The sequence below is a fragment of the Subdoligranulum variabile genome, from assembly GCF_025152575.1.
In the GTDB taxonomy this organism is placed as follows: domain Bacteria; phylum Bacillota; class Clostridia; order Oscillospirales; family Ruminococcaceae; genus Gemmiger; species Gemmiger variabilis.
The window spans coordinates 2,082,806-2,100,239 of the sequence record NZ_CP102293.1 but is presented as its reverse complement, the minus strand read 5'-3'; the positions used below and the strand labels follow the sequence as shown (position 1 = coordinate 2,100,239).

Sequence of the window (17,434 nt, the reverse complement as noted above, 5' to 3'; positions counted from 1 at the left end):
ATTATGCTTCGGCGGCATGCTTTTCTTTCAGGGCCTGCACGTTCTCCTCCACCTGCTTTTTATGCAGCGGATACCAGAACCACAGGATGGCGGCCAGCAGGGCAAATCCCAGCGCCGGCACCAGCACCGAGATATTGAACAGTCCTTCCTGCACCACGGGATCGGTGCGGGTGGCGGCCGAGTAGCCGATGAGTTCCAGCAGCAGACCGGTCAGACCGGCGGAAGCGGCCTGGCCCAGCTTGCGGGCAAAGGAATACAGCGCGTAGACGGTGCCGTCCTCCCGACGGCCGGTCTTGAGTTCCGAGTAGTCGATGACGTCGGTGATGAGCGCCCAGCAGACCATGGAGAACATCCCCAGGCCCAGCCAGCAGAGGAACTGGAAGCCCACATAGACCCAGACGTTCTGGGGACGTACAAAGAAAAGGATGACGTTGACCACCACGGCAAAGACGCTGGCCGCTACGCTGATTTCGCACTTGCCGAACCGCTTGGCCAGCGGCTTGACCGCACCGGCGGCCAGCATCATGCCCACCATCATGGTGAGGGTGGAGGCGGACTGGGCAGCCGCGTTGTTGTAGTAGTCGGGGTAGACGTAGCCGCTCATGCCCTGCATGGTGAGCTGGGCCAGCAGCATGACGATGGACGCCGCGATGATGGAGATAAGGGCCCGGTTGTGTACGGCGCTCTTGAGCATCTGGAGTACCGACTCCTGTTTGCGGTCGGGTGCCTCCACGCGGACACGCTCGGTAACCAGATTATAGCACAAAAGGTAGCAGGCCACAGCCAGCACCGAGAATACACCGGCCGCCAGGGTGACCCGGGAACCGATGAGGGTCTCCACACCGTCCACCTTCTGGTAGGCGATGAGGGGCAGGCCCACGCCGATGATCACACCGGCCAGCGTGCCGCCCATGGTGCGGAAGGTGGACAGGGACTGCCGGTCATCGGGGTCCTCCGAGATGGCGGAGGCCATGGACCCGTAGGGAATGTTGATGGCCGTATAGAAGACCGATCCCCACAGGATGTAGGTCACGAACAGGTAGGCGATCTTGGCCCCCATGGGCAGTCCCGCCAGGCCGCTCTGGTAGATCAGGAAGGAGGCAATGGCCACCGGGCCGCACATGCGAAGCAGCCAGGGCTTGAACTTGCCGTGGTCCGTGGTGCGGCTGCGGTCACAGATACGGCCCATGGTCACATCGGTGAAGGCATCCACGATGCGCGCAATGGTCATGACCAGGCCGACCACACCGGCCGAAACACCCATGACGTCGGTGTAGAACTTCATGAGCATCATGGTGGAAAAGATAAAGGTAAAATCGTTGCCAAAGTCTCCGAACAGGTAACCGACCTTGTCGCGGAGCCCGAAGGGACGTGCCGTGGCGCTGCGGTTCATACAATCACTCCTTACTCCAACAGTGTAGAGGGTAAAAATTCGTTGTCCGGACGTTGTATGTATCTTATCAGAATTGGGGTTCCTTGGATTAGAATGTTTTCGTGCCAAAATAGCATTATTTTTGTTTTCTCTCTTGTCATTGTGCAGAAAAAGGCGCATACTGTATGTATAGTTTGCTGACACCGCCAAAAGTTTGAGATGTTTTTTGTATGAAGTGTGCAAATGAGTTTGCTTTTTTCCTGAAAGTGCTGGAAAGATCCGGCATCGGCAGCCGGGAATTCACGCTGCCCGCCGATACCGACCTGGAGATCGACGCCGGGCTGCGCCGTCAGCTGGGGGTGACACCCTCGGTATTTGCAGGATGCCAGATGTTTTTCCCCCACATGGAGGCAGGCTCGGTCTACCATGTCACCGATTGCTTTTATCTGCACTATCTGTTTTTTCTGCTGCCCGACACGCCCCGCTGCATGGTGATCGGGCCGTATCTCTCCCTTCGGCCTTCGGGACAGCAGATCCTGGAAACGGCAGAACGGTATGACCTGCCGCCGGCCCGGGCGCATCTGCTGGAAGAGTTCTACCCCACCCTGCCCCGGATCGCCGACAACAGTACCTTCTACGCCATGCTCTACAGTCTGTGCGAGCTGCTGTACGGCCGCCAGGCCGAGGTGCGTCCCATCAGTCTGGAGGATGAGCTCTCCCCCGCCGCCCTGTCGGTGCCCACCCGGGAGGCCGATCTGCCCGCCGCCATGCAGCGGCTGGAGATGCGCTACCAACTGGAAGATGCCATGCTGCAGGCGGTGGCCGATGGGGATCGCGCCCGGCTGCATCAGCTGCTCCACGACGCCGACCTGAATGTGGCGGTGGAACACCGGCTGGCCGATCCGGTGCGCAACATCAAAAACTACTGCATCGTCCTCAACACTGTACTGCGCAAGGCCGCCCAGCGGGGCGGGGTGCATCCCATCTATCTGGATGATCTGTCCCGCACCTGCGCGGCCCGCATCGAGCAGCTGCCCACCACCGGCGCTGCCCAGCGGCTGGTGCAGGAGATCGCCGACCAGTACTGTCTGCTGGTGCAGCGCCACAGCACCCAGGGGTACACCGAACCGGTGCAGACAGCCATGCTCTATGTGCGCCAGCATCTGGCCGAACCGTTGAGCCTGCGCACCGTGGCCGGCGCCCTGGACTGCAACGCCAGCTATTTTTCCGCCCGCTTCAAAAAAGAGACGGGGCATACCCTGACCGGATTCATCCTTCAGGAGCGGATGCGGCTGGCGATCAGCCTGCTGCTCAGCACCCGGCTGCAGGTCCAGACTATCGCCCAGCATTGCGGTTTTCTGGATGTGAACTATTTTTCCCGCATTTTCCGCCAGACCACCGGCTGCAGCCCCAGCGAGTACCGCAAAACCGGCCGTGCCCTCCAGCTGTGATCTCTTTTCCGGACAGATCCACCGCTTTGTCCATTGCGCCGGGCTGTTCCCTGTGATAAGGTAAAGTCACCGGGGCGCGGGTATAAACGGACCCACACCGTCGCATACCAATGCCGGGAGGAACTGTGCATGAAAAACAATCGTCATTCCATCGACCGCAACCTGATGAACCTGATCCTCTGCATTGGCGAGATCGTCATCGGTGCCTTGCTGCTCATCAACCCCGTCGCCTTCACCTCTGCCGTCCTGGTGGCGCTGGGGGTCATCCTCGTCCTGCTGGGCGGTGCCCGCCTGACGGGCTATTTCCGCGCCGCCCCCGAGGTGGCCGCCCAGAGCGGCGGTCTGGTCACCGGGCTGAGCTTTCTGCTGGCGGGCCTGTTCTGCATCTTCCGATGGGAATGGTTTGTCCTCACCTTTCCCATCCTGACGGTGGTCTACGGGGTGCTCACCCTGGCCAACGGCATCAACAAACTCCAGTGGGCCGTGGACGCCCTGCGGCTGGGCCAGAAATACTGGTATCTGGCCATGATCGGCGCCGGTCTGACGCTGGTCTTCGGAGGGCTGATTGTCTTCAACCCCTTCACCACCACCGCGGTGCTGTGGACCTTCATCGGTATCTCGCTGATCATCGAGGCAGTGCTGGACATCCTCTGTTTCGTATTCGGGAAAAAATAAGAAAAAACCGGCCGGAGGCAGCAGCCTCCGGCCGGTTTTTCGGCTGGAAAGGATCAGACGGCAAAAGCGGGCCGCCGGGTCCGGTAGACATAGACCGAGAGCAGCACCGTGAGCACGTCGGCCACGATCTGGGACCAGACGATGCCGTACATACCGATGCAGAAATTCAAAAGATAGAGCATGGGGATGTTGAACACCGCCCACCGCACCACGCCCAGGAAGAGGGAGATTCGTCCGTTGCCGAAGCCCTGGAAGATGTAGACGGTGAAGAAGCTCAGGAACATCAGGGGCGTGGCCAGGATGCGGATGCGCAGGAAGGTAGTGGCCAGCGCCACGGTGGGGGCGTCCGAGATGAAGACCCGGACGATCCAGGGGGTGAAGAGTTCATACAGCAGGATGCTGGCGGCAGCCACCACCAGTCCGGTGGCCAGGGAGAGCCGGATGACCTGGTTCATCCGCTTTTCGTTGCCCGAGGCACAGTTGTAGGCCACCAGCGGCACCATGCCCTGGCAGATGCCGATGCCCACGTTGAGGGGCAGCCGTTCCACCTTGAGGACAATGCCGATGGCCGCCAGGGCCACCTCGCTGTAGGAGACCATGAGTTTGTCGATGACCACATAGTCCAGATCAAACAGCAGGCTGGCCACCGCCGAGGGGATGCCCACACCGAAGACCGCGGCGATGTTCCGCCCGCAGGGCAGGCCGCCCCGGGGGTCGGCGGTGAGGACGGTATGCTGCCGGATCTGCCAGAGGATCACCAGGAAGTAGACGCAGGCCACACAGTTGGAGAGCAGCGTGGCAATGCCCACCCCCAGCACCTGCTGGCCGTCGGGCAGGATCAGGTACATGAACACCGGGTCCAGGGCGATGTTGAGCACCGCCCCCAGAGTGATGCCGAAGCCGGCCTCCCGGGACATGCCCACGCTGCGCACCAGGTGGGCCATAACGTTGGAGAGCACCGTGGGCACCGCCCCCAGCACGATGACGCAGAAGGAATACTGCCGGGCGTAGAGGAAGATGTTGTCCCCCGCCCCCAGGAACCGCAGCGCCGGCGTCATGAAGCAGCCCAGCCCCAGGGAGAAGGCCAGCGACAGGGCCACCGCCAGCCAGAAGCTGAAGGCGCTGACCTTGCGGGCCTCCTCTTCCTCCCCGCTGCCCAGCAGCCGGGAGATCAGCGTCCCGCCGCCGATGCCCGCCAGGGAGGACAGGCAGAGCAGCATGTTGAAGACCGGCAAAATCAGCGACGCCCCCGCCAGCATGTAGGGGTCGTTGGTGCGGCCGATATAAAAAGTATCGGCCATGTTGTAGATCAGCACGATGATCTGGCTGACGGCGGCAGGCACGATCATCTGCCGCAAAGCCACCGGCACCGGCACCGAGGCAAAGAGTTCATTTTTTTCCATCCGGGAAGACCTTCTTTTCGATTGTATGGCATATTTTCAGTATAGCCCTTTTGGCGAAAAAAGCCAATCCTTTCCCAAAAACGGAAAAATTCGCCGGTTTATTGTGTTTGCTGCTAAAAAGAAAAACCGCAGGAGCCAATGGCTCCTGCGGTTGGATCGCGGTAACATTCAGGACTGCATCGTCTCGCGCTGGGCAAAGGCGATCATCTTGCTGTAGGTTTCCTCGCTGAGATCATGTTCGATCTTACAGGCATCGTGGGCGGCCACCTCGGGATCCACCCCCAGCGCCACAAAGAACTGGGTCAGCTTGCGGTGCCGGTCATAGATGCGCCGGGCAATGACCATGCCGGGCTCTTCCAGGTGGATGTAGCCGTCGCCATCCACCGAGATATAGCCGTTTTCCCGCAGATTCTTCATGGCCACGCTGACGCTGGGCTTGGAGAATCCCATCGCCACGGCAATGTCGATGGAACGCACCGAGCCTTTCTGCTCCTGGAGCATGAGGATCTTTTCCAGATAGTCTTCCGCCGATTCATGAATCTTCATGGGAACGGCCCCCTTTCGGTACGGTATGTATTTAACTATACCACGCGGGGCGCCGTTTTGCAACCAAAAGCGGGGCACGCTGCCGTGCCCCGCCAGGAAGTTCAGGTTGTCTTTTGGGTGTGACAGTGGCCGCTGCATCCGCTGCAGCCCCCGGCGCAGCCGCAGGAGCCGGAACAGCCCCCGCAGCTGCAGGAACCGCCCGCCTTGTGGCTGCGCCAGAGCAGCCAGCCCGTACCGCCGAAGACGATCACCGCCCCGATCACGGTGGGCAGGTTGAAGTTTGCTGTCAAGAATTCCAGCATGGCAAGGACTCCTTTCCGAAAAAAGCGTTATTCCGTGACGGTCGCGCGGGAAGGGGCCACCCGTTCCCGCTCTTTCTCATAGGGGTTGGGGCGCACCAGCAGGAAGATTGCCAACGCCACCAGAGCCAGCGCTACCACGGTGAAGAAGTTGAAGCCCACTTCCCCGGTGACCAGCCCGCCCAGCTGGTAGACCACCAGCGCGGTGCAGTAGGCCAGCAGGCACATATACCCGATGGCAATGGCCGTCCAGCGGCCGTTGTTCATCTCCCGCTTGATGGCGCCCATGGCGGCAAAGCAGGGAGCGCAGAGCAGATTGAAGATCATGAAGCTGTAGGCCGACAGCATGGTGAAATCCCGGGCGATGTTGGCCCAGATCTCGTCGCCGTTCTCCGCCACCTCGGCAAAACCGTAGAGCACACCGAAGGTGCCCACCACGTTCTCCTTGGCGATGAGGCCGGTGACGGTGGCCACGGTGGCCTGCCAGCTGGCGAATCCCAGGGGGGCAAAGAGCCAGGACACCGCCCCGCCGATGCCGGCCAGCAGGCTGGTGTTGTTATCCTCCACCATACCGAAGGTGCCGTCGGTGAAGCCGAAGCCCTGCAAAAACCACAGCACGATGGTGGAGGCCAGGATCACGGTGCCCGCCCGCTTGATGAAGGACCAGCCCCGCTCCCAAGTAGCCCGCAGCACGTTGCCCCAGGCCGGGACGTGGTAGGCGGGCAGCTCCATGACAAAGGGCGCCGGGTCCCCGGCGAAGAGTCTGGTCTTTTTGAGGATGACGCCCGACACGATGATGGCCGCCATGCCGATGAAGTAGGCCGAGGTAGCCACCAGACCCGAACCGCCGAAGAGGGCTCCGGCGAACAGGCCGATGATGGGCATCTTGGCGCTGCAGGGGATGAAGCAGGTGGTCATGATGGTCATGCGGCGGTCCCGCTCGTTTTCAATGGTGCGGGAGGCCATGACGCCGGGCACGCCGCAGCCGGTACCTACCAGCATGGGGATGAAGCTCTTGCCCGACAGGCCGAACTTGCGGAAGATGCGGTCCATGATAAAAGCCACCCGAGCCATATAGCCCACATCCTCCAGCAGGGAGAGCATGAGGAAGAGTACCAGCATCTGGGGCACAAAGCCCAGCACGGCGCCCACGCCGGCCACGATGCCGTCCACCACCAGACCCTGGAGCCAGGGGGCCACGCCGGCCCCCTCCAGGAAGGCGTTGAGGGCGTTGGGCACCCAATCCCCGAAGAGGACATCGTTGGTCCAGTCGGTGGCCATCCGACCGATGGCAAAATTGCTGCTGCCCATGGACAGGGTATAGATGGCCGCCATAATCACCGCGAAGATGGGCAGCGCCAGGATGCGGTTGGTCACGATGCGGTCGATCTTATCGGAGACCGTCAGGTGCTCGGTGCGGGCCTTCTTCTGCACCGCCCGGCTCACCACCCTGTGAATGTAGGCGTAACGCTGGTTGGTGATGATGCTCTCGGCGTCATCGTCCATCTCCTTCTCGCAGTCGGCGATGTGCTCGTCCAGATGGGCCAGCAGTCCGGCGTCCAGTCCCAGTTCCGACTGGACCTTGTCGTCCCGCTCGAAGAGCTTGACCGCATACCACCGCAGGAACCGCTCGTCCACCTTGCCCTGGATGGATTCCTCGATGTGGGCCAGGGCATGTTCCACGCTGCCGGTGAAAACATGGGGCAGTTCCCCGGTGCAGGATTCCCGGGCGGCTTCCACCGCCAGTTGAGCCGCCTGACGGCTGCCCTCCCCCTTGAGGGCGCTGATCTCGATGGCTTCACAGCCCAGTTCCCTGCTCAACCGCTTCAGATCGATGGTGTCGCCGTTTTTCCGCACCAGGTCGATCATGTTCACCGCCATCACCACCGGGATGCCCAGCTCGATGAGCTGGGTGGTCAGGTAGAGGTTGCGTTCAATGTTGGTGCCGTCGATGATGTTCAGGATGACGTCGGGCTTCTCCCCCACCAGGTAGCCCCGGGCCACCACCTCCTCCAGCGTGTAGGGGGAAAGTGAATAGATGCCCGGCAGGTCCTGGATGACCACGTCCTTGTGACCCTTGAGCCTGCCTTCCTTCTTTTCCACCGTCACGCCGGGCCAGTTGCCCACATACTGGTTGGAGCCGGTCAGATCGTTGAACAGCGTGGTCTTGCCGCAGTTCGGGTTGCCGGCCAGTGCGATTTTGATTGCCATTATTCCAATTACCCCTTTCCGGACGCCTGGGTGCAAGCGCCTGTTTACTCGACCTCCACCATGGCGGCGTCGGCCTTGCGGATGCTCAGCTCATAGTTGCGCACCGTCAGTTCCAGCGGATCCCCCAGGGGCGCCACCTTGCGCAGATACACCTGGGTACCCTTGGTCAGACCCATGTCCATAATGCGCCGCCGCACCGGCCCTTCGCCGTGCAGCCGCACCACCGTGGCCGTCTGGCCCACTTTCAGTTCCTTCAATGTCTTCATTGCATTGCCTCCCCGGATTTTTCTATCGTTGCGGGACATTCGCCCCGGAGCGTCGGCTTTCAGGCCACCAGGATCCGCATGGCCAGCGTCTGATCCAGCGCGATGCGGCTCTCCTTGACCTGCAGAATCAGGTTGCCGCCCAGCACATTCACCACCGTGACCGACTCCCCCACCACAAATCCCAGCTCGGCCAGGTGCTGGCGCACCTCGTCCCGGCCGGTGATCCTGCGGATGGTGACGGTATCCCCTGCTTTTGCCATGGTCAACGGCATACTCTGTGACTCCTTTCCTGTCTCCACAAATTAGTTTCAACTAACCATCGAGTCCAAAAGAAGCTCCGCAGCAGCAGGCGGCGCTGGACCGGCTCAAGGTTAGTTATAGCTAATCCAATATCCCGATAAAACCGCACCGCGCGGAAGGTCGCCGCACGGTACGGTCATGGTTGGGGAAAATCGGGCCGTAGCCCTCTGTCTGGTCTGTGGTTAGCTTTCGCTAACACCGATACTATACCACGGAGCCGCGGCTTTGTCAACGGCATCGACAAAAAAATTGCAAAAAAAGAGAGGGGCGCTGCCCCTCTCTCTGCGGTGCTCAGTAGTTGCTGCTCTTGAGCTCGAAGTAAGCCTGCGGATGGGCGCAGACCGGGCACTTCACCGGCGCGTGCTGGCCGATATAGATATAGCCGCAGTTCCGGCACTGCCAGACCTGCTCGGTCTCCCGGGCAAAGACCTTGCCCGCCTCGATGTTGGCGGCCAGGGCCTTGTAGCGCTCCTCATGCTCCTTCTCGATGGAAGCTACCATGGTGAAGAGGGCGGCGATGTGATCGAACCCTTCCTCCTTGGCTTCGGCAGCCATCCGCGGATACATCGAGGTGTGCTCCTCGTTCTCACCGGCGGCGGCCATCTTCAGGCAGGTCAGGGTGTCGGGAATCTCACCGTTCTCCATCAGGAGCTTGAACCAGATCTTGGCGTGCTCCTTCTCGTTGTTGGCGGTGGCGTCGAAGATGGAGGCAATCTGCTCATAGCCTTCCTTCTTGGCCTTGGATGCAAAGTAGGTGTACTTGTTGCGGGCCTGGCTTTCACCAGCGAATGCTTCCCACAAATTCTTCTCGGTCTTGCTGCCTTTGAGTTCCATAACGCTTACCTCCGTTTGTATGATTTGTTCTCTTGCTTCAAGAATCCGTCTTGCTTTGGCTTCATTATATCATAATTTTTTTCTCTGTCAACCCTATTTTTAAGAATTATTCTTATTATTTCTAGAATTGCCTGTTGACAAAAATCAAGAAATCGTGTATTCTATCTTTTAAGATAAAGTCTTATTCAGGAAGGAGGCCCGCCCATGACCCGCCAAAAAGCGCTGATCCTGGAGATCATGCGCCAGCAGCGCCCGCAGCATCTGACGGCTGACGAGATCTTTTGCCACGCCCGCCAGCAGATGCCCCACATCGCCCGCGGCACCGTGTATCGCAACCTGAAGCTGATGGAGCGCGACGGAGAAGTCGCCCATCTGGAAATGGCCGGTGGTCCGGACCGCTACGACTGCAACCCCATCCCCCACGGACATCTTCTGTGTGACGGATGCGGGGAACTGACCGACCTGCCGGTGGTGGGACTGATCCGCGAGGTGGAAGCCGCCATCGGCACCGAAGTGCGCGGTTACACACTGACCATCCATTATCTGTGTCCCCATTGCCGCGCCAAAAACGCACAATGACCCCCTGCGCCGTACGGCTCTGCTTGCCGTGCGGCGCTTTTTGCGGTATACTGACCTTATTCTAAAGGAAACGGGGTACATCTTTATGGCGAAACAGCGCGACGGGGTCCTGGATGCCATGCGCGGCATCGGCATCGTGCTGATGGTGGTGGGGCATTCGGGCTTTCCCGGCTCCGGTTTTATCTATCTGTTCCACATGGCCCTGTTTTTTATGCTCAGCGGCTATTTTTTCCGGCTGGGGGAGGGTGTGGCCGGGCTGCGGCATTTCTGCGTCCGCCGCCTGCTGACGCTGTGGCTGCCCTTTGTGGCCGCCAACACGGTGTTCACCCTCTGCAACAATCTCTTCCTCCGGCTCAACATCCTGACAAGCGATCCCCGCATCCTGGACCTGCCCGGCAACCAGCTCACCGACCCGGTGACTCTCAAGGACATCGTGGGACGCACCCTACACTGGTGCGTCTTTGACGGCGGCACCCAGCTGGGCGGCGCGCTGTGGTTCGTGCAGGCGCTGTTCCAGATTTCCCTTCTGTACGCGTTGGTGGAGTTCCTGCTGCGCAGACTGGCCCCCGGACGGGACACCCTGCTGCCCCAGGGCCTTGTGGCCGGGGCGCTGCTGATGGTGGGCTGGACCTGTTCCCGCACCGGCTGGAACGTCTGGGGGCTGGGCATTGCCGCCAGCGGGTATTCCCTGTACTACCTGGGTGCGCTGGTACACCGCATCGGCCAGCCCGCCCGCAAACCGGCAGGACGGGTGCTCATCGCCGCCGGGGCTTTTGTGGTCCTGCTGGTGCTGCTGCCCCTGGGCTCGGTGGGGCTGGCCGCCAACCAGTACCCCCACTGGCTGTTTTTACTGATCGCCAGCGCCGCGGGCTGGGTGCTGGTCTATGAGTGCGCCCATCTGGCCGTGCTGCTGCCCCGGCTGGGCCAGGCGCTGTCCGCCCTGGGCCGGGCCACCATGCCCATCGTGATCCTGCATTTTCTCAGCTTCAAGCTGGTGACCTGGCTGGGCCTGCAGATCACCGGCGGTGAGCCCTATCTGCTGGCGGCCTTCCCCACCCTATTCACCGGCGGGGCCTGGTGGCTGGCCTACACAGCGGCGGGGCTGGCCCTGCCCCTGCTGGTCTACCAGCCCTACCGGGCCGTCAAGCAATCCATCCTATGCAGAATGAGGAAATCCTGATGCAAAAAGAATACTGGCAGGGCGAGGTTTTTGATGCCCTGGACCCCGGCGCCCTGCTACGCGGGGCGGAATACAACGACTGTACCTTCAAAAACTGCCGCTGGGACGGCGTGCGGATCGAAAACTGCAGTTTTCTGTCCTGCACCTTTGAACATTGCACCTGGAGCGGCGTGGTGTTCAGCTTCAGCCAGATGAGCGACGCCTGGTTTTCCGGCTGCGCCTTCCGGTCGGTGGCCTGGGGCGGCCTGCAGGGACGCAGCGCCCTGGTGCAACCCTTCGGCAAGGCCGAGCGGTGCGAGTTCCGGTACAACGAGTTTTCCGGCATGACGCTGACCCGGTTTGATTTTTCCAGCTGCCGGTTCGGCGACTGCACCTTTGATGACTGCCGGCTGGCGGGGGCAGATTTCCGCGGTGTGCCCCTGGGCCGCACCCAGTTCAGCCGGTGCGACCTGGAAAAGGCGGATTTCCGGGAGGCGTCGGAGTACATCATCGACCCAACCGTCAACCGACTGCGGGGTGCGCGGTTCAGCTTCCCCGACGTGGTGGCGCTGCTGAGCGGCTTCGGGCTGAAAATCGAATAAAAGTGAAAGCGGCAAAAATTTGCCGCTTTTTTGTTTAGGGGTGACACAAACAGAGCTCTGGCGGCGTTATAAGGGTGAAAAGACTCCCAGGAAAGGAAGTGATCCGGTATGCAGACCGAGCAGGACCTGGAAAAACTGGTCCGCGCCTACACCCCACCGCTGCTGCGGTACTGTACGGCTATGCTGGGCAGCGAAGCGGACGCCCAGGACGCCGTGCAGGCCACCTTCGTGAAGGCCTGGCTGCGGCGGAACAGCCTGCGGGGCGACGGGCAGGACAACGAGCGGGCCTGGCTCTACCGCATCGCCTACCGCACGGCGCTGGACATGCTGCGCGCCGCCAAGCGGGCGGAGCAGCGCAGGCCGCCCGAACCGGCCCCGCCGGACCCCGGCATCAGCGAAAATCTGCGGGAGGCGCTGAACACCCTGGACCCGCTGGACCGGGCGCTGGTGCTGGAACGGGTGCTGGACGGCATGGACTACGCCGCCCTGGCGAAGATCCACCACCGGCCAGAAAGTTATCTGCGTACCCGCTACCACCGGGCCAAACGACGACTGGCCGCACTTTTGGAGAAGGAGGGATTTTGCCATGACACCTGACCGCGACGAAGCCCTGCTGCGCCAGGCGCTGCAGGAAGGGCTACACCCCGCCGAAACCGACCTCTGGTCTGCCGTGGCCGAGGCGCTGCCCGCCGGGGAGAAACGGCAGAAGCGCCGCACCCGGGCCCTGCGGCTGGCAGTCTGCATCGGGGCGCCGCTGCTGCTGGCCGCCGGAGCCCTGCTGGGCCGGGCGCAGTTCAGCAACCTGCGCACCAATCCCCGCCCTAGCTTTGCCCCCGAAAACAACACCGGATACGCCATACAGTACGACCAGACCGCCTATCAGCTGCCCGACAAGCTGATGGATTCCCTGATGGCACACTATAACGATGAATGGGATGCCGACGGGGTGCCGCCGATGGAAACATATCTGAGCGGCCGCGACCTGCCACCCTCGGGTCCCGGCGGTCACGGCTACAGCAGCTGGGCCGACCTGACCGAGGCCACCGGCCTGCCCCTGGCGCAAAGTGACCTGCTGGACAGCGGAACGCCCATGGACAACTCTTTTTACGTATCCCCTGTCACGGCTGAAATCCCCCGGCCCGACAACTTGGAAACCATGTCACTGGAAGAAGTAAACGCCTTTTACAAAGCTTACTATGAAGATTGCAACCGTCTGGCCGGAGCCTGGCCCGCAGGTTTCTCGGTTGAGTGGGAGGAGGACGCCCCGCTGCAGCTGTTCCCCCGCCGGATGGATATGCTGGAAAACGGTTACACCATAGAGACCCAGGCCTATGTGCTGCTGGCCTCGGAAGACCGCCCTGCCGGGACCTCATTGGCCGGGCACCAGGTTTATTTTGCTAAAAAGGACGGTCTTGTGTGGGAAGTGGAGGAATACACCACCCCGTCCGGCATCACCGCGCTGCTGCCTGTCTGCACCAGCAACGGGAAAACCAGTCCCTACCTGAATTCCTACGTGTTCTTTGAGCTGAACGGCATCTTCTACCGCCTGGATGTGACACCTTACAGCGGTTACGGCAACACCGGCGACGCCGGTGCCGCCGCCCGCAACGTCCTGAAGGAAGTGCTGGACAGTTTCACGCCCGCGGCGTAACAGGGCAAAGGCGTAACACCGCGAAAAATACCGCAATTGGGCCCAACATTCACAATTTAGCCAAATTTATACAGCGATATGCTTGTGTGTGCAGGCATATCGCTGTTTTTCCTTTTTAAACAAAATTTGTACACAATTTCGCGCTACACTGGGGGAGTAAAAATCCGCCTCAGGCGAAGGGAGCTTCGGAACATTTATGTCGGAACATGACACTGCCGCGCGCCGTCCGCTGGACTGGTTCAAGCGCCACAATCCCCTGCATTGGTTCAAACGTCACAAAAAGCTGACGATTTTTCTGGTCATTCTGCTGCTGATCCTGGCCTTTGTGGTCTCCTTTCTGGGCCGCACCGCCGCCGTCAGCAAGACCCTGACCTATCAGTTTGTGCGCACCACCACCCTGCAGAAAACCAACCTGACCGATTCGGTCAGCGTCAACGGCACGGTGGCCTCCGGGTCCACGGCCAGCGTCACGGCTTCGGATTCCGTCAAGACCTACAAGGTAACGGCGGTGAACGTGGCGGTGGGCGACACCGTCAAGACCGGCGACGTCATCGCCACGCTGGACACCTCCGACGTGGAAAAACAGATCGAGACCGCCCAGCAGAACTACAACGACAGTCTGGACCAGGCCGAGACCACCTACACCCAGAGCGTGGAGGACCAGGCTACCAACCTGGCCCAGTTGCAGGAGAAACTGGACCAGGCCCAGCAGGACTACGACACCCTGGGGCTGACCGACTACTATTCTTCCATGCAGAACGCCAACGGCGCCAAGGGCACCAACCGCGAGCTGGTGGAATACTACTACGGCCTGTACTCCGAGAAGATCGCCCAGCTGCAGAATACCATCTCCAATCTGCAGATCCAGCTGACCCAGGCCCAGAGCGACGGCAGCACCGACCGCCAGCAGGAAATCCAGAACCAGCTTTCGGATTACCAGAATCAGCTGAGCATCGCCAAGGGCGAGTGCAGCATCCCCGAACTGGGCCTGCAGGGCTTTGATACCATTGCCCAGTACTACAACCAGATCGAGCAGCTGCGGGATGCCCTGGATCAGGCCCAGCAGAACTACGACAACGCGGTGACCACCAACTCCCGCAACGTGGACAGCGCCGAGACCAAGCTGGAACAGGCCAGCCGCACCTCCGACACGCTGACCACCCTGCAGTCCACCCTGGAGGACTGCACCCTCACCGCCACCATGGACGGCACCATCACCGAGCTGAACGCCACCGTGGGTTCGGTCTGCACCGGCACCGTGGCCACCATCCAGGACGTGTCCGACCTGACGGTGGAGGTCACCATCCCCGCCAGCTCGGTGGGCAAGCTGTCCACCGGCATGCAGTGCAATATCACCAGCGACGCCACCGGCGACGCGGTGATCCCCGGCACGCTGACCCGCATCGACCCCGTGGCCAACTCGGAGGGTTCCTTCGGCGCCACGGTCACCGTCAGCGGCACCGACTCCGGGCTGCTCATCGGCATCTCCGCCCAGGTGGAGATCGTCATCAGCGAGAAGGACGACATCTTCACGGTGCCCCGTGACGCCGTGGGCACCCATGACGACGGCTCCACCTATGTGCTGCGCAAGACCGGCGGCGAGGGCGTGGACATGACCTTTGAGGAAGTGACCGTCACCACCGGCGAATCCAATGACTACTACATCGAAATTTCCGGCGATGACCTGAACGAGGGCGACGTTATCCGTTCCAGCGCCGACCTGACCCAGGGCATCGAGACCACCGACAACACCACCGACCCGCTGACCGAGATGATGCAGGGCGGCGGTGAGATGGGCGGTGCCGCCCCGGCGGACGCCCCCGTTGGCGGCGGTGACCGCGGCCCCGGCGGTGGCGGCGATATGGGCGGCGGCAACGCAGGCGGCGCGCCGGGAGGCATGTAAGATGCACGACACCGAACAATTTGCCAAAGAGGTCGCCAGCAAACTGCTGGATGAAACGCCCGAGGCCTCCCGCAAGCTGCATCTGCCCGACGCCCCGGGGGAGGCCCCCCGGCCGCTCATCGAGATGCACGACATCCACAAGAGCTACTACATCGGCAAGCCCAACGAGCTGGAGATCCTCCACGGCATCAGCCTGCAGGTCTACCCCGGCGAGTTCGTGGCCATCGTGGGCGAGTCGGGTTCCGGCAAGTCCACCCTGATGAACATCATCGGCGTGCTGGATAAACCCACCAGCGGCCAGTACACCCTGGACGGGGTGGACATTCACAACGCGGCGGACAACGAACTGGCGGCCATCCGCAACCGCAAGATCGGCTTTGTGTTCCAGACCTACAACCTCATCGGCCGGCAGAGCGCTCTGAAAAACGTGGAGCTGCCCATGCTCTATGCGGGCGTTCCCGCGGGGGAGCGTACCCGCCGGGCCAAGGAATGGCTGACCCGGGTGGGGATGGCCGAACGGATGAAACACCAGCCCAACGAGCTGTCCGGCGGCCAGAAACAGCGTGTGGCCATCGCCCGGGCCATGGTGAACGAACCGGCGCTGATCCTGGCCGACGAGCCTACCGGCGCCCTGGACAGCCAGACCAGCCGCATCGTCATGGACCTGTTCCATGAGATGCACGAAAAATACCACAAGACCATCGTGCTGATCACCCACAACCCCCAGTTGGCCGAGGAATGCCAGCGGGTGCTGACGCTGCGCGACGGTCTGATCGTGGGAGAACGAAAGGGGTCCGGCGAACGTGCAGCTCTTTGAGAATATCTCCATGGCACTGGCCAGTGTGCGCAGCAACAAGATGCGCAGCCTGCTGACCATGCTGGGCATCATCATCGGCATCGCAGCGGTCATCGCCATCGTCACGGTGGGCAACAGCATGACCGGCACCGTCACCGATTCCATGTCCGGCATGGGCGTGAGCAACATCACGGTCAGCCTGACCCAGAAGGACTCCGACGACACCTCCGGCACCGCGGCAGGGGTAACGCTGCGGCGGTTCATGGACTCCACCCCGTCCGCCGACGACCTGATTACCGACGACATGCTGGCGGACTTCACCGCCGCCTTCCCCACCGAGGTCAGCCGCATCGAGCTGACCCAGGAGGTGGGCACCGGTACCATTGAAAAATACGGCGACCCCACCACTACCATCAGCGCTTCGGTGTCGGGCGCCAACGCCGCCGAACTCCAGGCCATGGAGGACGATACCCCCATCCTGGCGGGGCGCTGGCTGGACGACACCAAGGACGCCGGCCGCAAGGTGGCGGTAGTCTCCGAGAAGTTTGTGGAACAGGCCATCGGCGGCAGCAATCTGGACGCCATCGGCAAGTCCTTCACGCTGACCATCAACAAGAATCTGTATACCTTTTATATAATGGGCGTCTACGAATACACCGAGAACGTCTACGCCAGCATGTTCGGTGTCACCGACGACGACCAGATCCAGACCAACATCTATCTGCCGCTGGATGTTGCCAAATCCATCACCGACGCCGATCCCGGCTACCAGAGCATCACCGTGGTGGCCGCCTCCGGCGTGGATGTGACCAGCTTTGTGGACACGGTGGGCAGCTTCTTTGCCAGCTACTACACCTACAATGACACCTGGACCGTCAGCGCCAGCAGCATCTCCAGCCTGGTGGAATCCATGACCGAAATGCTGGATACCCTGTCCCTGGGCATCTCGGCCATCGCCGCCATCTCGCTGCTGGTGGGCGGCATCGGCGTCATGAACATCATGATGGTCTCGGTCACCGAGCGTACCCGGGAGATCGGCACCCGCAAGGCGCTGGGCGCCCCCGGCTCCGCCATCCGCATGCAGTTCATCACCGAGAGCGTCATCCTCTGCATGATCGGCGGCATCATCGGCGTGGCCCTGGGCATCGGCCTGGGCGCGCTGCTCAGCAGCGTGGTGGGCATGGCCGCCAAGCCCAGCATCGCTTCCATCCTCATTGCGGTGGGCTTCAGCATGGCCATCGGCGTCTTCTTCGGGTACTACCCCGCCAACAAGGCCGCCCAGCTCAACCCCATCGACGCCCTGCGCTACGAATAAGCTCTCCGGGCGCCTCTGCCCCGTGCATTGCACGGGGTTCTTTTTTGTGTTATACTCATCTGCGGGAAAGTT

18 protein-coding genes are annotated in these 17,434 nt (G+C 61.6%); 10 read left to right on the top strand and 8 right to left on the bottom strand.

From position 1 onward, the window contains the following. Position 1: 1 nt before the first annotated feature. Positions 2-1,393: an MFS transporter gene (locus NQ490_RS09855; protein WP_007045600.1), complete on the bottom strand. Its 1,392-nt coding sequence runs from the start codon at positions 1,391-1,393 to the stop codon at positions 2-4. A gap of 209 nt (positions 1,394-1,602) precedes the next feature. Between NQ490_RS09855 and NQ490_RS09850 the strand changes: the two genes are divergently transcribed. Both NQ490_RS09850 and NQ490_RS09845 read left to right on the top strand, forming a co-directional pair. Further along, the gene (locus NQ490_RS09850; RefSeq protein ID WP_007045599.1) at positions 1,603-2,823 is read left to right on the top strand and encodes a helix-turn-helix transcriptional regulator; all 1,221 of its coding nucleotides are present in this window, start codon (positions 1,603-1,605) and stop codon (positions 2,821-2,823) included. A gap of 129 nt (positions 2,824-2,952) precedes the next feature. After that, positions 2,953-3,498: an HdeD family acid-resistance protein gene (locus tag NQ490_RS09845; RefSeq protein WP_007045598.1), complete on the top strand. Its 546-nt coding sequence runs from the start codon at positions 2,953-2,955 to the stop codon at positions 3,496-3,498. A 53-nt stretch (positions 3,499-3,551) separates the two neighbouring features. Here the strand turns inward: NQ490_RS09845 and NQ490_RS09840 are convergent, their stop codons facing one another. The 7 genes from NQ490_RS09840 to rbr all read right to left on the bottom strand — a co-directional run bounded on the left by NQ490_RS09840 (position 3,552) and on the right by rbr (position 9,357). Further along, the gene (locus NQ490_RS09840) at positions 3,552-4,901 is read right to left on the bottom strand and encodes an MATE family efflux transporter (protein ID WP_040917372.1); all 1,350 of its coding nucleotides are present in this window, start codon (positions 4,899-4,901) and stop codon (positions 3,552-3,554) included. 168 nt (positions 4,902-5,069) lie between these two features. Next, positions 5,070-5,447 carry a metal-dependent transcriptional regulator gene (locus NQ490_RS09835; protein WP_259951210.1) on the bottom strand — a complete coding sequence of 126 codons (378 nt, stop codon included), beginning with the start codon at positions 5,445-5,447 and terminating at the stop codon, positions 5,070-5,072. Between the two features lie 101 nt (positions 5,448-5,548). After that, positions 5,549-5,749: a hypothetical protein gene (locus NQ490_RS09830; RefSeq protein WP_007045594.1), complete on the bottom strand. Its 201-nt coding sequence runs from the start codon at positions 5,747-5,749 to the stop codon at positions 5,549-5,551. Positions 5,750-5,776: 27 nt separating this feature from the next. After that, complete coding sequence (gene feoB / locus NQ490_RS09825; RefSeq protein ID WP_007045593.1) at positions 5,777-7,957, bottom strand: ferrous iron transport protein B; 2,181 nt, start codon at positions 7,955-7,957, stop codon at positions 5,777-5,779. A gap of 44 nt (positions 7,958-8,001) precedes the next feature. Beyond that, entirely contained in the window at positions 8,002-8,223 is a 222-nt protein-coding gene (locus NQ490_RS09820) for a FeoA family protein (RefSeq protein WP_040917371.1), read from the bottom strand. Positions 8,224-8,282: 59 nt separating this feature from the next. After that, positions 8,283-8,495 carry a FeoA family protein gene (locus tag NQ490_RS09815; RefSeq protein ID WP_007045591.1) on the bottom strand — a complete coding sequence of 71 codons (213 nt, stop codon included), beginning with the start codon at positions 8,493-8,495 and terminating at the stop codon, positions 8,283-8,285. 319 nt (positions 8,496-8,814) lie between these two features. After that, on the bottom strand, positions 8,815-9,357 hold the full coding sequence (gene rbr / locus NQ490_RS09810) for a rubrerythrin (protein WP_007045590.1): 543 nt from the start codon (positions 9,355-9,357) through the stop codon (positions 8,815-8,817). Between the two features lie 204 nt (positions 9,358-9,561). On the opposite strand from rbr, the gene NQ490_RS09805 reads away from it, so the two are divergent. The 8 genes from NQ490_RS09805 (at position 9,562) to NQ490_RS09770 (ending at position 17,362) form a co-directional block, all read left to right on the top strand. Continuing rightward, entirely contained in the window at positions 9,562-9,936 is a 375-nt protein-coding gene (locus NQ490_RS09805; protein WP_007045589.1) for a Fur family transcriptional regulator, read from the top strand. Between the two features lie 85 nt (positions 9,937-10,021). Beyond that, on the top strand, positions 10,022-11,116 hold the full coding sequence (locus NQ490_RS09800; protein ID WP_040917370.1) for an acyltransferase family protein: 1,095 nt from the start codon (positions 10,022-10,024) through the stop codon (positions 11,114-11,116). Beyond that, positions 11,116-11,697, top strand: coding sequence for a pentapeptide repeat-containing protein (locus NQ490_RS09795; protein ID WP_187118491.1), 582 nt, complete (start codon positions 11,116-11,118; stop codon positions 11,695-11,697). The genes NQ490_RS09800 and NQ490_RS09795 overlap by 1 nt, the downstream gene beginning before the upstream one ends. 108 nt (positions 11,698-11,805) lie before the next feature. Beyond that, entirely contained in the window at positions 11,806-12,294 is a 489-nt protein-coding gene (locus tag NQ490_RS09790; protein WP_007045586.1) for an RNA polymerase sigma factor, read from the top strand. Next, the gene (locus NQ490_RS09785; protein WP_007045585.1) at positions 12,284-13,348 is read left to right on the top strand and encodes a hypothetical protein; all 1,065 of its coding nucleotides are present in this window, start codon (positions 12,284-12,286) and stop codon (positions 13,346-13,348) included. Before NQ490_RS09790 ends, NQ490_RS09785 begins: the two co-directional genes overlap by 11 nt. Before the next feature lie 196 nt (positions 13,349-13,544). Further along, positions 13,545-15,251, top strand: coding sequence for an efflux RND transporter periplasmic adaptor subunit (locus NQ490_RS09780; RefSeq protein ID WP_259951205.1), 1,707 nt, complete (start codon positions 13,545-13,547; stop codon positions 15,249-15,251). Positions 15,252-15,375: 124 nt separating this feature from the next. After that, positions 15,376-16,068 (top strand): ABC transporter ATP-binding protein, encoded by a 693-nt coding sequence (locus NQ490_RS09775; protein WP_040917880.1) that lies wholly within the window; start codon positions 15,376-15,378, stop codon positions 16,066-16,068. Further along, positions 16,055-17,362 carry an ABC transporter permease gene (locus tag NQ490_RS09770; RefSeq protein WP_007045582.1) on the top strand — a complete coding sequence of 436 codons (1,308 nt, stop codon included), beginning with the start codon at positions 16,055-16,057 and terminating at the stop codon, positions 17,360-17,362. Before NQ490_RS09775 ends, NQ490_RS09770 begins: the two co-directional genes overlap by 14 nt. Positions 17,363-17,434: the final 72 nt, after the last annotated feature.

Bases quoted from the DNA above. Each gene is read 5' to 3' on its own strand.
- NQ490_RS09855 (WP_007045600.1), bottom strand. From the start codon at position 1,393: ATGAACCGCAGCGCCACGGCACGTCCCTTCGGGCTCCGCGACAAGGTC.
- NQ490_RS09850 (WP_007045599.1), top strand. From the start codon at position 1,603: ATGAAGTGTGCAAATGAGTTTGCTTTTTTCCTGAAAGTGCTGGAAAGA.
- NQ490_RS09845 (WP_007045598.1), top strand. From the start codon at position 2,953: ATGAAAAACAATCGTCATTCCATCGACCGCAACCTGATGAACCTGATC.
- NQ490_RS09840 (WP_040917372.1), bottom strand. From the start codon at position 4,901: ATGGAAAAAAATGAACTCTTTGCCTCGGTGCCGGTGCCGGTGGCTTTG.
- NQ490_RS09835 (WP_259951210.1), bottom strand. From the start codon at position 5,447: ATGAAGATTCATGAATCGGCGGAAGACTATCTGGAAAAGATCCTCATG.
- NQ490_RS09830 (WP_007045594.1), bottom strand. From the start codon at position 5,749: ATGCTGGAATTCTTGACAGCAAACTTCAACCTGCCCACCGTGATCGGG.
- feoB (WP_007045593.1), bottom strand. From the start codon at position 7,957: ATGGCAATCAAAATCGCACTGGCCGGCAACCCGAACTGCGGCAAGACC.
- NQ490_RS09820 (WP_040917371.1), bottom strand. From the start codon at position 8,223: ATGAAGACATTGAAGGAACTGAAAGTGGGCCAGACGGCCACGGTGGTG.
- NQ490_RS09815 (WP_007045591.1), bottom strand. From the start codon at position 8,495: ATGCCGTTGACCATGGCAAAAGCAGGGGATACCGTCACCATCCGCAGG.
- rbr (WP_007045590.1), bottom strand. From the start codon at position 9,357: ATGGAACTCAAAGGCAGCAAGACCGAGAAGAATTTGTGGGAAGCATTC.
- NQ490_RS09805 (WP_007045589.1), top strand. From the start codon at position 9,562: ATGACCCGCCAAAAAGCGCTGATCCTGGAGATCATGCGCCAGCAGCGC.
- NQ490_RS09800 (WP_040917370.1), top strand. From the start codon at position 10,022: ATGGCGAAACAGCGCGACGGGGTCCTGGATGCCATGCGCGGCATCGGC.
- NQ490_RS09795 (WP_187118491.1), top strand. From the start codon at position 11,116: ATGCAAAAAGAATACTGGCAGGGCGAGGTTTTTGATGCCCTGGACCCC.
- NQ490_RS09790 (WP_007045586.1), top strand. From the start codon at position 11,806: ATGCAGACCGAGCAGGACCTGGAAAAACTGGTCCGCGCCTACACCCCA.
- NQ490_RS09785 (WP_007045585.1), top strand. From the start codon at position 12,284: ATGACACCTGACCGCGACGAAGCCCTGCTGCGCCAGGCGCTGCAGGAA.
- NQ490_RS09780 (WP_259951205.1), top strand. From the start codon at position 13,545: ATGTCGGAACATGACACTGCCGCGCGCCGTCCGCTGGACTGGTTCAAG.
- NQ490_RS09775 (WP_040917880.1), top strand. From the start codon at position 15,376: ATGCACGACATCCACAAGAGCTACTACATCGGCAAGCCCAACGAGCTG.